This is a genomic window from Algoriphagus aquaeductus, from assembly GCF_003253485.1.
GTDB classification, from domain to species: Bacteria; Bacteroidota; Bacteroidia; order Cytophagales; family Cyclobacteriaceae; genus Algoriphagus; species Algoriphagus aquaeductus.
The window spans coordinates 89,396-102,092 of record NZ_QKTX01000002.1 but is presented as its reverse complement, the minus strand read 5'-3'; the positions used below and the strand labels follow the sequence as shown (position 1 = coordinate 102,092).

At 45.1% G+C, this 12,697-nt stretch carries 12 protein-coding genes; 8 read left to right on the top strand and 4 right to left on the bottom strand.

The genetic code is table 11. The annotated features are described in order from the left end of the window. Positions 1-12 precede the first annotated feature (12 nt). Positions 13-867, top strand: a complete 855-nt coding sequence (purU, locus tag CLV31_RS02765) for a formyltetrahydrofolate deformylase (RefSeq protein WP_111391355.1) — start codon at positions 13-15, stop codon at positions 865-867. On the opposite strand, the gene alr is transcribed toward purU, so the two are convergent. Further along, the gene (gene alr / locus CLV31_RS02760) at positions 864-2,042 is read right to left on the bottom strand and encodes an alanine racemase (RefSeq protein ID WP_317048770.1); all 1,179 of its coding nucleotides are present in this window, start codon (positions 2,040-2,042) and stop codon (positions 864-866) included. The genes purU and alr overlap by 4 nt on opposite strands. A 78-nt stretch (positions 2,043-2,120) precedes the next feature. Here alr and CLV31_RS02755 point away from each other — a divergent pair, with 78 nt between their 5' ends. After that, on the top strand, positions 2,121-2,699 hold the full coding sequence (locus tag CLV31_RS02755) for a DNA-3-methyladenine glycosylase I (RefSeq protein WP_111391354.1): 579 nt from the start codon (positions 2,121-2,123) through the stop codon (positions 2,697-2,699). On the opposite strand, the gene CLV31_RS02750 is transcribed toward CLV31_RS02755, so the two are convergent. The 3 genes from CLV31_RS02750 to CLV31_RS02740 all read right to left on the bottom strand — a co-directional run bounded on the left by CLV31_RS02750 (position 2,696) and on the right by CLV31_RS02740 (position 6,778). Continuing rightward, entirely contained in the window at positions 2,696-4,222 is a 1,527-nt protein-coding gene (locus CLV31_RS02750; protein WP_111391353.1) for a sodium:proton antiporter, read from the bottom strand. The two genes, CLV31_RS02755 and CLV31_RS02750, sit on opposite strands and share 4 nt — an antisense overlap. Positions 4,223-4,402: 180 nt before the next feature. After that, a complete protein-coding gene (locus CLV31_RS02745; protein ID WP_111391352.1) occupies positions 4,403-5,629 on the bottom strand; it encodes a Glu/Leu/Phe/Val dehydrogenase dimerization domain-containing protein in 1,227 nt (408 codons plus the stop codon). 75 nt (positions 5,630-5,704) lie between these two features. Next, complete coding sequence (locus tag CLV31_RS02740; RefSeq protein WP_111391351.1) at positions 5,705-6,778, bottom strand: anhydro-N-acetylmuramic acid kinase; 1,074 nt, start codon at positions 6,776-6,778, stop codon at positions 5,705-5,707. Positions 6,779-6,869: 91 nt separating this feature from the next. On the opposite strand from CLV31_RS02740, the gene CLV31_RS02735 reads away from it, so the two are divergent. The 6 genes from CLV31_RS02735 to CLV31_RS02710 all read left to right on the top strand — a co-directional run bounded on the left by CLV31_RS02735 (position 6,870) and on the right by CLV31_RS02710 (position 12,654). Beyond that, on the top strand, positions 6,870-7,586 hold the full coding sequence (locus tag CLV31_RS02735; RefSeq protein ID WP_111391350.1) for a type III pantothenate kinase: 717 nt from the start codon (positions 6,870-6,872) through the stop codon (positions 7,584-7,586). Next, the gene (locus CLV31_RS02730; RefSeq protein ID WP_111391349.1) at positions 7,576-8,859 is read left to right on the top strand and encodes a hypothetical protein; all 1,284 of its coding nucleotides are present in this window, start codon (positions 7,576-7,578) and stop codon (positions 8,857-8,859) included. The genes CLV31_RS02735 and CLV31_RS02730 overlap by 11 nt, the downstream gene beginning before the upstream one ends. A gap of 79 nt (positions 8,860-8,938) precedes the next feature. After that, positions 8,939-10,240: a hypothetical protein gene (locus CLV31_RS02725; protein ID WP_111391348.1), complete on the top strand. Its 1,302-nt coding sequence runs from the start codon at positions 8,939-8,941 to the stop codon at positions 10,238-10,240. An 88-nt stretch (positions 10,241-10,328) separates the two neighbouring features. Next, the gene (gene lptC / locus CLV31_RS02720; protein ID WP_111391347.1) at positions 10,329-10,874 is read left to right on the top strand and encodes an LPS export ABC transporter periplasmic protein LptC; all 546 of its coding nucleotides are present in this window, start codon (positions 10,329-10,331) and stop codon (positions 10,872-10,874) included. A gap of 284 nt (positions 10,875-11,158) precedes the next feature. Continuing rightward, positions 11,159-11,371 carry a hypothetical protein gene (locus tag CLV31_RS02715; RefSeq protein ID WP_111391346.1) on the top strand — a complete coding sequence of 71 codons (213 nt, stop codon included), beginning with the start codon at positions 11,159-11,161 and terminating at the stop codon, positions 11,369-11,371. 2 nt (positions 11,372-11,373) lie between these two features. Further along, positions 11,374-12,654 carry a hemolysin family protein gene (locus tag CLV31_RS02710; protein ID WP_111391345.1) on the top strand — a complete coding sequence of 427 codons (1,281 nt, stop codon included), beginning with the start codon at positions 11,374-11,376 and terminating at the stop codon, positions 12,652-12,654. Positions 12,655-12,697 lie beyond the last annotated feature (43 nt).

The following is a 12,697-nucleotide window of genomic DNA, read 5'->3' as shown; positions in this document are numbered from 1 at the left end:
AAACCTATAGCCATGAACCAAGCCATTCTTATCGTTCAATGTCCCGATCAAAAAGGGATAGTTGCCGCCGTATCCCGATTTCTGTACCAATACAATGGAAACATTCTCGAAGTCGATCAGTATGTCGATGAGGAAATAGGCCGTTTTTTCATGCGGGCAGCTTGGGAATTGGACTCGTTTGATTTGGAGAAATCCGCGATTCCCGATCGCTTTCAGGTAGAAGTTGCAGACCACTTTGGAATGGAGTTTACCCTTCATTTTAATTTCCCAAAGCCAAGAATGGCCATTTTTGTGAGCAAACTTTCCCATTGCCTTTTTGATATTTTGGGGCGCTATCATGGAGGGCAGCTGGAGGTAGATATTCCGCTGGTCATTTCCAATCATCAGGATTTGAAAAGTGTGGTGGAAGCATTCGGGATTCCATTTTTCCACATTCCAGTCAGTGCTGCTCAAAAGGAATCCGCTGAAGCAGAACAACTTCGTCTTTTGGAAGAATACCAAGTTGATTTTGTGGTCCTCGCAAGGTACATGCAGATTTTGTCAGGGGATTTTATCCAGCGTTTTCCAAATCGGATTATCAATATTCACCATTCCTTTCTTCCGGCCTTTGTGGGTGCCAGGCCCTATCATGCAGCCTACGAGCGGGGAGTGAAAATCATCGGTGCCACGGCGCATTACGTAACAGAAGAGTTGGACGCTGGGCCGATTATCGAGCAGGAGGTTGCCCGAGTGCGCCATCACAATACAGTTGCCGAACTGGTTCAGATCGGACAGGATGTGGAAAAAGTCACCCTTTCGAAGGCAATCAAGTATCATGTGAATCGTAAGGTGCTGGCGGTCAGAAATAAGACCGTCATTTTTTACTAATCGATCACCCTTCTCGGAATCTCACGGGGAAGTCGGGTCAGCATTTCGTAATTGACCAAGTGGGAAGTCTCAGCAAAAGAGGCCACGGTAATTTCATTCTGGCCTTGATTTCCGATCAGGATTACTTCATCACCGGGTTTGGGTTGGGTGAGTAAGCTGACATCCACAGCGATGGCATTCATATTGACCGTGCCGATCACCGAGCAAAATACCCCATGGATCAAAACTTGTCCCTGATTGCTCAGGTTTCTGCCATATCCATGAGAATAGCCGACAGGTACGATCCCGAGTGTCATGTCTTCAGTGGCCTGAAAGCTTTTTCCGTAACCTACATATTCGCCACTTCTAACCTGCTTTAGACTCATCAGTTCGGACTTCCAGGTGAGCAATCTACGAAGCGGGTTTTGATCGGGACCGATTTGATTTTTGATCAGGTCAAACGTCTCCCGAGTGGGCCAAAAGCCATAACCCAGTATGCCGATCCGGACCAGATCGAAGTGGGTTTCGGGAAAAAGGAGCGTGGCTGCCGAGCAGGCCGTATGGATTTTTTCAGGATAAATGTCCTGAGCGGTGAAATAGGTTTTGGCTGCCTGAAAGCGCTCGATTTGGCACCGGATTCGGGGATGATTTTGGGCGCTTTCGGCTCCCGCAAAATGGGTACAAATTCCCTTGATTTGAAAGTATTTCTGATTTTGCTTTAACATCTGACTCAGCTTTTCAAAATCACGTTCAGCGAAGCCTGTCCGGTGAAAACCAGTTTCCACTTCCAGATGAATTTGGGCAGGTTTGCCGATAGATTTGGCAGCAAGAATAGCCGCCTCCAGCCGATGGAAGTCAAAAACAAAAAATTCGATACCTGCTCCGATCAATTCCGGCAATTCCTCCAAATGAAGCATTCCCATGATCATCACCGTGGAAGCTTGATTGGAAGCGGTCTTGACTTGCCAGGCCTCATCTGAGCTGAAGGTGCTGAAGTGTCGTACCCCCGCTTGCTCGGCGATCCTTACGAGTTCGGAGATTCCGTGCCCATAGGCATTACCTTTGACTACAGCGGAAATTTCAGGTTTTGGGCCGATCCAAGAGCGGATAAACTGTAAATTTTGACGGTAGGCCTCTGCGCTGATTTCCAGTCGGGAGGTGTAACGCATGGATTCTTCGAAGTTGATGAGCTGCAAAAAGTAAGGTCTTTTGGCTGTGAATCCCAAAAATTAAGCTTTTTTAGGACTGAATTTCGCATCATTCCTCTTATTCAAATGGAAACAGACCAGAAAAACCGTTGCCCTTGGTGCCTGGGCTTTGCCGAATATATGACCTATCACGATACGGAGTGGGGCGTCCCGGTCCATGATGACCGGGTCCATTTCGAATTTTTGGTGCTGGAAAGCGCCCAAGCGGGACTAAGTTGGGCTACAGTCTTGAAAAAGAGAGCAGGATATCGCAAGGCATTTGCTGATTTCGATTACCAAGTGGTGGCAGAGTTTCCCGAGTCCTATGTGCAGGAGCTCTTGCAGGATAGCAGTATCATCCGAAATGCGCAAAAAATAAGAGCCGCCATCAATAATGCTGCACGATTTATGGAAGTGCAGCAGGAGTTTGGGTCTTTTTCGGATTACATCTGGAGTTTTGTAGGCGGAAAACCCATCCAAAATTCTCTTCAACGAGGGCAGGCCTATCCTGCTACTTCACCAGAATCAGATGCCTTGGCCAAGGACCTTAAAAAGCGGGGATTTAAATTTCTGGGAAGCACGATTGTCTATGCACACATGCAAGCCACCGGATTGATCAATGACCATCTGGTGGATTGCTTTAGGTATGAACAGGTCAAAGTTTAGACGAAAGCGATAAATACCAACCAGACCAAAAACAGGATGGGAAGCAAAATCGGAATGGTGAATCGGATGATGTAGCCAAAGAAGGAAGGCATTTTGATACCATTCTGCTCAGCGATGGATTTTACCATGAAGTTGGGGCCATTTCCAATATAGGTCATTGCACCAAAAAATACCGATGCAATCGAAATGGCCAAAAGCTGAAATGTCGTATCTGAGTCATTCATCGTATTGGCCGCAAACTCACGAACCTGGGCAATATTGCCTATATCCGAGCCCTCAGAGGCCATGGCAGCAGCAAGGAAGTTAAGGTAAGTCGGTGCATTGTCCAATACGGCAGAAAGCGTTCCGGTACCCCAATAAAGCGTGTTGGGTGTGATCAGTGCAGCTCCTTCTGGGGATTTGGCGAAGTTGCCTACCAGCTCCAAAGCCGGCATCATGGTACCGAAGATTCCGATGAAGATAAAGGCTACCTCGCGAATGGGTTCGAAGTTGAACTCATTGCCTTTCAGTGCTCGCTGATCGGCAAATTTGTAAGACAGAAAGGCTACTGAGAGCATAATGACCTCCCTGAGATAGGAGAATTTTTGCCCATCATACACGATAGCAGGAACTCCCTCAATGACATTGGGATCTAAAAAAACTGCACAAATCACGACCAGGAGCCAACCGAAATTTTTGGTCCCCACCATAGAAAATTTATTGGTATAGCTGATCTCTTCGCTGTACTCGTCTTCACCTGCCCTGCCAAATTTCTTATCCACAAAATAAAAGATGGTGGCAAGCAAAGCCAAAGCCATTGCCCAGGCAGGCCAATTGTGCTCAATGGTCCAAAAGAAAGGGACTCCTTTCAAAAAGCCTAAAAACAAAGGTGGATCACCGATTGGAGTCAAAGATCCTCCCACATTACTCACCATCAGAATGAAGAATACGATATGGTAAGGTTGAATATTTGCTTTATTTAATCGGATAAAAGGTCGGATCAAAAGCATGGAAGCTCCTGTGGTTCCGATCAGATTGGATACCACTGCACCGATCAACAACAGGGATACATTGGCGATGGGAGTTGCTTTTTTGTCAATTTCAATCAGAATGCCTCCAGAAGCCACATAAAGTGAAGCCAATAAAGCAATAAACTGAACATACTCGGCAAGGGCATGGACGGGAGCATGCACATTACTGAGTACAAAAAGATAGTATAATACCACTAAAACGGCGAATCCAACGGCGATTTTGGGATAATTGTGGTGCCAGAAATGCTCATAAAACAAAGGGCCCGTGGCAATCATCAATAAAAGCGTAATGAAAGGTATCACCAACCAAGCCGGAGCGGAATGATGATCTTCACCGTGTTCTCCCTCTTCATGAATTTGGTCAGATTGGGCAGTATCGGCCGCACCAAGATCAGCCTGGGCAAGCAGTTCGGTATGTTGATCTAAGGAATTGGCCAAGCTCTCGGTAGCTTCTACCATTCCAAAAAATAATATTCCGAAAAGTATGGACAGACTTACAATATATTTCTTCATTGGTGGGCTTAATAGGCTGGGGTTAACTTTTCGGCAATTTATCGAATTATTGTTAGGGTTTTAAGTCGATATGGCTTCCGCTAAACTACTGATTTTGATGGAAACTCTCCAAGAGTGGAGGGGTCCCCTGCCGAATTTCATCAAAAATTAACTCAGGCAGGGGAATTCCAAGCGGTCCTTTTACACGAGTTGTGTCAAAGCTATTTTAAAGGAAGTTTGAGCAAGGTTTGTGTGGGAGGGACTTTCTTTAAAGGTCTTTCTTAAGGCGTTTGCAATCGTTTGGGAAACATCACCAAAGATGGCTTCATCCGTCACCTCGGCACCGTCACTCATCAGGTAAGCAAATACCCTAGCCATCCCACAGTTTGCGATAAAATCAGGAATAACACTCACCCGCTCATCCGTCCATACTCCGGTAGGACCGAAAAAGATCTCCGGATCAGCAAAGGGAACATTCGCCCCACAGGAAATGACTTCCAAGCCGGCATTGACCATTCGCTCAGCCTGATTTCGTGTGATCAGTCGCGAAGCTGCGGCTGGGATAAATATTTCACTTGGCAGATCCCAAATCTTGGCATTGACTTCTTCAAATGGCATCAGGTTTTCAGCTACGAGTTGATTGCCTTCTCTTTTGAGAAATAACTCACGGATTTCGTCCAGGGAAAAACCCTCCTCTTGGATCAGACCTCCGGCCCGATCGATGATGCCGACGATTTTCACTCCTTCTACTGCCAAAAAACAGGCTGCAGCGGCGCCGACATTTCCCCAGCCTTGGATGACGGCTCTTTTGCCTTGGAGTTGGCCTCCCCAGATGGAATAGTAATGGCGGACCGCCTCCGAAACACCGTATCCTGTGATCATGTCTGCTACGGTATATTTCCTGGGGCCATTGGGGGTGAATTTTGGATCTTCCAATACCTTGGAAACACCCTGTCTCAACTGACCGATTTTTCTGATTTTCTGAGGTTCATTGGCGTGGAAGTGTCCATTGACAATTCCTTCCTGTGGATGCCAAAGGCCATAAGATTCGGTGATTGGGATGACTTCATGAATTTCGTCCACGTTGAGATCTCCACCGGTACCATAGTAGTTTTTCAAAAGTGGCATTACCGCTTTGTACCATCTTTCCAAGACTCCGGATTTTCTTGGGTCGCTAGGGTCAAAGTTGATTCCTGATTTGGCACCGCCTATGGAAGGTCCGGATACCGTAAATTTTACTTCCATAGTTTTGGCCAACGATTCTACCTCTCGCTTATCCAAACCTTTTCTCATTCGGGTACCTCCCCCGGCTGCACCCCCTCTGAGGGAATTAATTACAACCCATCCTTCTGCTTCGGTTTCGCTGTCGCTCCACTCGAACACAATTTCAGGTGTTTTATTCTCAAACTTTTTCAGCAGATCCTGCATTTTTCTTTGGGTTTATATTCGGGCCCAAAAATAGAAAAATAAAACTGCAGTACTCAAGCCGCTTAGGATGATTGGTTAACCATAAATGATTCCACCGCAACTGTCCCTATCTGCCCCTGTCACAGAGGACAAGCAGTTGATTTCTCCTCTCCACCTCAACACTCCCAAGAAGGCAAATATCAATGCTTCCTTAAATTCGATCAGTTCTTTGGAAGCCTTCACCTCTTTCCAGTTTTGCCCCAAAAAGTGGTCTAAGCGTGCTATGAAGTACTGATTGTGCGCTCCGCCTCCGGTGATCAACACCGCTGGGTGGGTTGATGATGCGTAGGTTCGGATCACTCGGGCGATTTGAAAAGCAAAATGTTCTACCAAGGTGGACAGCGTGTCTTTCGGATTCAATCCACTTTGGTCCAAAAGCGGGATAAAATCTCTCTCCATATCTTCTCTTCCCAGGGACTTGGAGGTATGCTTGGTGTAAAAAGGCAGCGCATTCAATTTTTGGTAAAGGGACTGATTGACTGATCCTTCCTTTGCCCAATTCCCATTTTCATCATAAGGTTTTCCCAATTTTTGGGCTTCCCTGTTCAGCAGTAAATTAAAGGGACTGGTGTCAAAGGCCAACCGAACTCCATTTTGTCTCATGGAAATATTGGAGATACCTCCCAGATTGATGCAAAAATCCAGTTGAGGAAAAAGTAAATGGTCTCCGATCGGAACCAAAGGGGCTCCTTGACCGCCAAGTTGTACGTCCAGCATGCGAAAATCTGTGATTACTTTTTGCCCAGAAGCTTGGTGCAATGCCCAGCCATTTCCGATTTGCAGGCTGAGCTTTTGATGAGGTTGATGAAAAACTGTGTGTCCATGCGAAGCGACTGCTATTGGCCTCACCTGATTTTTCTCGCAAAAATGGGCTACTTTTTCCCCCATCCATTTCCCAAACTCCACATCAAGCAGGGAAAGGTCCAAACCGGAAAGTAAGTGCGCACCGGCCAGCCGCTCCCCAAGAGGATCAGGAAACGGGATCGTTTCGGCGCTGATGATTTCAAAATTCCAGCTTTCCAGATACTCAAAGTGGCAGAAGGCAAGGTCCAATCCGTCTCCTGAAGTTCCGGACATGAGCCCGATCATAGTATAGCTTGTAGGGTGCATGGGTTAAAGATTGTTAAGTAGACGATCGAATCAAAGATAATTTCAGCGATGGAAAAGTCCCTTTTTTATTAATGGCTATTTTGCAGGCCACATGCAAAATCTTCTCATCGATATTGGCAATACCCAAATCAAATCTGGCCTCTTTAAAGACGGTCAGCTGGTGGGAGACCACAGGTTTGATTCTATGGAAGAGGGGATCCAATTTTGGAAATCCATGAATTTTGAATTTTGCCTGGTCAGTTCGGTAAAGGATTCGGAATCTTCTCTCAAAGCGCAATTGCCCTTTTCTTTTGTTTTTCTGAAGCATTCTACGCCTACTCCCTTGGTCAATGGATATGGTACACCCAAAACACTGGGATTAGATCGTTTGGCTGCAGCAGTAGGCGCTTGGCATTTGGCCGGAAGAAAGCCCGTTCTCGCCATCGATATGGGAAGCTGCATCACCTATGAGCTCGTGGATGACTTGGGGGTGTATCGAGGGGGCGCGATCAGCCCCGGACTGAAAATGCGAGCCAAAGCCATGCACCATTTTACCGCCAGTCTTCCGGAGATTTCATTGCTTCCGCCACCGGAGACTGATTTTGGTGATTCCACACTGACCTGCATGAAGGTTGGGATTTGGTCGGGTGTACGATTCGAGATGGAAGGGTTTATCGCTGCCTATCGTCTTAAATTTCCTGAAATATCAGTATATATCTGTGGGGGTGATTCCCAATCTTTTGATTCAATGGCAAAAGACCACATATTTGTAGTCCCAAATTTGGTTCTCCATGGACTGAATTGTATTCTAAACCACAATGTTGAGTAAAATAGGGTTCAAATTGATGGGTGTGCTCTGCACCCTTTTCTTATTTCATCAGGTCCAAGGCCAGACCAGTTCGTCCACCTACAGTGCGTTGGGGATCGGAGATTTTAATTTTGGAGGGCTATCCCACAACCAGGCCATGGGTGGTCTGGGGATTAGTTTTGGCACAGGCTGGAATGCCAACGTGGTCAATCCTGCATTGACTACCCAGAATACCATTTTTAATTTTCAGACTGCCTTCAACTACAAAAGAATCAATGTGGACAATGGTTCCAGCAATTCTTTGGTTGATGGAGGCGGATTGTCTTATCTGGCGATTTCTTTGCCGATCAAATCCGGCAAATTCACCACGGGAATGGGGCTGGGGCAGATTACCAGCATCAACTACCGCCTTAAAGTTGAAAGTCCGGTGAATAATTCGGATCTCAAAGCCTCTAATTTTTTGGAAGGAGATGGAGGTATTTCAGAGGCTTATGTCAACTTCGGATACCTTTTGGCCAAAAATCTCAGCATTGGATTTCACGGTTCGTATCTGTTTGGCTCATCCATTCGGTCCAATCAATTGATCGTCTATGATCAAAATAATGTGGAGGTAGGGCAGCCGTCAGAATATTATGAAAGATTAACAGTTTCTGATGTGGGCTTCAAAACCGGGATTCACTACGTTTTAAAGGCTTCCGAGAAAAGTAATTTTCACGTAGGCGCCATTTATCAGAAATTAGGCAACGTTAATGGAAGCGCGTTTGCAAAATTGGCCGCAATTGGCCAAGCTAGCAGGCCCAATTCCGATGGAGATCTCATTGCAGACAATGAGAAGGGAAGTATTTATATACCAAATCGTTACGGATTCGGCCTAACTTATGAAAAAAGAAATAAATTCGTGGTCGGATTGGAAGGTCAGTACCAGGATTTTGCCGAATTCACCAACTTCTTTGGAGATCCTTTGAGTCTCCAAGCGGCTCAAAAAGTGGGTCTTGGAGTACAGTTTATCCCCGATTACCTTTCCTTTGACAGCAGATGGAAAAGGTCAACCTTCAGGGCTGGATTGGAATGGATGCAGACTCCTTACTACATCAACCAAACCACCATCAATGATATTGGCATCAACTTTGGAACCTCTATACCTGTAAACCAATTGTCCTTGCTGAACCTGACCTTCAAAGCCGGCAGAAGAGGGACACTGGACAATGGGCTGATCAGAGAAACCTATTTCAATGTTGCCATCGGGTTCTCATTGAATGATAACAGCTGGTTCTACAAAAGAGTATTTGAGTAAACAAATTCTAGAAAAACAAATTAACCAAATTAAAGGGGCTTGTCTCCGCAGTCTAAAACCGAATAAAACCTAGACGAACATGAAAATTAAATCAACCCTTCTTGTCCTTGGAGCATTGCTCATGGCCGGTTTTGCTCAAGCTCAGGATGGCTGGAACTGGCCTTCTGATGCTGCACAAGAAGCAAAAGCGAGAGAACTAAACGCGGCCTACACTGACTATATGAAGTCAGAGCAATTTGTAGAGGCAACCAAGCCTTTGTACTGGTTGCTTGTCAATGTGCCAAACTTAAATGAGTCATTATATATCAATGGAGTTACCGTTTACAAAGGGGCTGCTGATAAGACTACCGATGCTGCACAAAAGCTTGTATATCAGGATAGTGTGATGGCCATCTACAATAAAAGAGGTGAGCTTTTCAATAACACCCCCAAGTGGATTGAAAACAAAGCTTACTTTGGCTACCAGTTCTTTAAAGGAGATAAAACCAGAATCCCTGGGGTTATTGCTGATTTCGAAAAGGCAATCGAACTTAATGGAAATATCAACCACCAGTTGGTAGCGGCCTATTTCGATCTGATCTACCGAAATTATGCTTTGAACAAGGCATATACCGGAGAGCAAATCCTGGCAATCTATGACAAAGCCAACAAGCTTCTTGACCAATCAGCTGCTGATGGAAAGGATGTAAGCGGAGCCAAATCTACGCTCGAGACCTTGTTGGTAAATATGGAATTGATCGACTGTAACTTCATTGAGACCACAATGGGTCCAAAGTTGGCGGCAGATCCGACCAATGAAGAAATCGCCAATCAGATCTTCAAGTATTCAGTACAATACAAGTGTTATTCTTCCAATTCGTTCTTGGCCGCTCTGGAGTTGATTGACTCTAAAAAACCGACCTTCGCTACTTCTCAGGTAAGAGCGATGCGATACATGGCTTCGGGGGACTTCGAAAAAGCCCAGCCTGTATTGGAAAAGGCTATGACCTTGGCAGAAAACAATAAGCAAAAAGGTGAAATCCAGATGGAATTGGCAAAAATTCATACCAATGCGGGAAGAAAGTCGGCTGCTAGAACTGCCGCAAGAGAAGCGGCAAGCTTGGACGCAGAATTGACTACCTCTGCTTACTCGCTGATCGGGGACTTGTATATGTCTTCCTTCAATGAGTGTAGAGGTGGAGAAAGCCGTGCAAAAGATTATTCGATTTTTATCGCAGCATACAACGCCTATCAAAGAGCGGGTAATTCATCTGGTATGAATCAGGCAAAATCTCGATTCCCATCCAAGGAAGAATTATTTACTGAGGGTCTGACTCCTGGCTCTTCTATCAGCACAGGTTGCTGGGTAGGTGAGACAGTGACTTTGGCTACCAGAGATTAATATTCACACATTACTGTAAAAAAGGCAGCTTTTAGGCTGCCTTTTTCGTTTTTCAGGGTATATACTTTACTTCTTATCTTTGTGACCCATGAATAGAATCATCCATTTTATTTTCGTTCTGATTACGGTAGGTTCCCTGTTGTCCTGTCGGGAGTCTATTGATCCGGAATCTGCTCTCATTTATGATGGGCCGATCAATACGGCGATAGATATTCATATCATCCATAGTGATTCGGCGACGCACCGGTCAGAAATAATGGCGCCACAGCAATTGGAATTTGCCAATGGAAACCTTGAATTTCCGGATGGAATTGAAATCAAATTTTACACCTCAGACGGCCAATTGGAAACTACTATGCGTGCAGATCGGGGATATTTTTTGAGCGAACAAAACCTTTATCGGGGAGAAGGAAATGTTCAGATCAAAAATCTCATCAAAGACCAGCGTCTTCAAAGTGAGGAAATTTTCTGGAATCAGGCCGAAAAGAAGATTTACACGGACAAGTTTGTCACAATCCAAGAAAGACAGACGATATTTAACGGAACGGGAATGGAAGCCGATGACAGTTTTTCCAATTACCAGCTCAAGCAGGTGAGAGACAGTCGGACTTTGCTTCCCGGCGAAGGATTATGAGCTATTTTGAAGGTAAATCCTCCAACTGGAATCTCCACAACCTGAGTAATTCACTTTGCTCTCGACAACTAAGTGTAATCGGATGAAATGCCCATGAGTAAATGCTTCTCACACAGGGGGATGATTATCAAGGGCATTCTCCCGATGAAAGATCGGGACAGGCTATGTGGCAAATGAAAATCAAATTATAAACAGATGAAATGCCCATGAGTAAATGCTTCTCACACAGGGGAATGATTATCCGGGGCATTCCATCTGGCCATTAAAAATCAAATTATAAACAGATGAAACTGACAGAAGTTTTAATTTTATCGCTTTCTCTAGCATTCATCGTGATAGGTATTCATCAAACCCTCACCCAGGGAATCGGTGCCTCTTATGCTATATTTATGTTTGCGGTAGGGCTTTTGTTTTGGTTTCAGCTAAGAAGAAGTCAGCCTCAAGCGCCAGAAAAAGAGGTCCCGCAAAAGTCAATTAAATCCAAAAAGAAAAGCTGATCATGGACACCACTTATTTATTTTATGTCTTGATCACCCTGGTTTTTTCGGCATTTTTCTCGGGTATTGAAATTGCCTATATCTCGGCAAATAAGCTTCAGATCGAACTTCAAAAAAAACAGGGGAGCTTCAGTGGCAAAGTGCTGAGTGGCTTTATCCAACGCCCGGGGCAGTTTATCGGGACCACGTTGATAGGCAATACCATCATGCTGGTGCTGTATGGTACCTTTATGGCGTTTTTGCTGGATGACCCCTTACGGTCCAACCTTCCTCCTTCGCTCAATAATGAAGCAGTCATATTGATATCGCAGACAGTATTGTCTACCATTATTGTTTTGATCACCGGGGAGTTTTTGCCTAAAAGTCTCTTCATGCTCAATCCCAACAGCATGTTGACTTTCTTCGCGTTGCCTTTTTTGGGGATTTATTACCTCATGTACCCGATTGTTTGGTTGACGGTAGGATTGTCCAGACTTTTCATAACAAAGATTTTACGCTTGGATTACAGCGAGGAAAAGCCTGTTTTTACCATTACGGATCTCAACTCATTTATCAAAGATCAGATGAGACAGGATCGTACTCCGGGAAAAGTAGAGATTGATTCCAAAATCTTCGACAATGCGGTGGAGTTTAAAACAGTCCGTGTGCGCGAATGCATGATACCCAGGACAGATATTGTGGCCGTTGAGGTGGATGATTCTGTGGAAGAACTGAGAAAAGTGTTTGAAGAAAGCGGGCATTCCAAGGTAATCGTCTACCGGGATTCCATAGATGAAGTCATTGGCTATTGCCATCAGTTGGAACTCTTCAAAAAACCCAAATCCATCGAAGACATCCTTAATCCGATCATTATCGCTCCAGAATCCGCTTTGGCCAATGAGCTGTTGATTCAGTTTATTCAAGAGCGAAAAAGTCTCGCGTTGGTCGTGGACGAGTTTGGTGGAACGAGTGGAATTGTTTCGATGGAAGATATTATCGAGGAGATCTTTGGGGAAATCGACGATGAATATGATAATGAGGCCCTGACCGAACAAATGCTGGGAGATCAGGAATTTCTGCTCAGTGCCCGCCTGGAGATTGATTATCTCAACGATAAATATGGATGGAATTTTCCATACGGGGAGTTTGAAACGCTCTCCGGATTTATTCTTTCCCTCACAGAGAATCTGCCCAATAAAGGCGAAACAATCACCTATGGCAGGTTTACCTTCACCATCGTATCCAAGCAGGCCCACCGTATAGAAACTGTCCGACTGAAAATCAGCGGATCAGAAAGTTTTTAGGCTTTGACAATGTTCGGGGGGAAATTTTGAATTTCGCCCCCAA

What these genes read in the sequence shown, in the direction of transcription:
- purU (WP_111391355.1), top strand. Translation starts at nt 13, where the DNA reads ATGAACCAAGCCATTCTTATCGTTCAATGTCCCGATCAAAAAGGGATA.
- CLV31_RS02755 (WP_111391354.1), top strand. Translation starts at nt 2,121, where the DNA reads ATGGAAACAGACCAGAAAAACCGTTGCCCTTGGTGCCTGGGCTTTGCC.
- CLV31_RS02750 (WP_111391353.1), bottom strand. Translation starts at nt 4,222, where the DNA reads ATGAAGAAATATATTGTAAGTCTGTCCATACTTTTCGGAATATTATTT.
- CLV31_RS02745 (WP_111391352.1), bottom strand. Translation starts at nt 5,629, where the DNA reads ATGCAGGATCTGCTGAAAAAGTTTGAGAATAAAACACCTGAAATTGTG.
- CLV31_RS02740 (WP_111391351.1), bottom strand. Translation starts at nt 6,778, where the DNA reads ATGCACCCTACAAGCTATACTATGATCGGGCTCATGTCCGGAACTTCA.
- CLV31_RS02735 (WP_111391350.1), top strand. Translation starts at nt 6,870, where the DNA reads ATGCAAAATCTTCTCATCGATATTGGCAATACCCAAATCAAATCTGGC.
- CLV31_RS02730 (WP_111391349.1), top strand. Translation starts at nt 7,576, where the DNA reads ATGTTGAGTAAAATAGGGTTCAAATTGATGGGTGTGCTCTGCACCCTT.
- CLV31_RS02725 (WP_111391348.1), top strand. Translation starts at nt 8,939, where the DNA reads ATGAAAATTAAATCAACCCTTCTTGTCCTTGGAGCATTGCTCATGGCC.
- lptC (WP_111391347.1), top strand. Translation starts at nt 10,329, where the DNA reads ATGAATAGAATCATCCATTTTATTTTCGTTCTGATTACGGTAGGTTCC.
- CLV31_RS02715 (WP_111391346.1), top strand. Translation starts at nt 11,159, where the DNA reads ATGAAACTGACAGAAGTTTTAATTTTATCGCTTTCTCTAGCATTCATC.
- CLV31_RS02710 (WP_111391345.1), top strand. Translation starts at nt 11,374, where the DNA reads ATGGACACCACTTATTTATTTTATGTCTTGATCACCCTGGTTTTTTCG.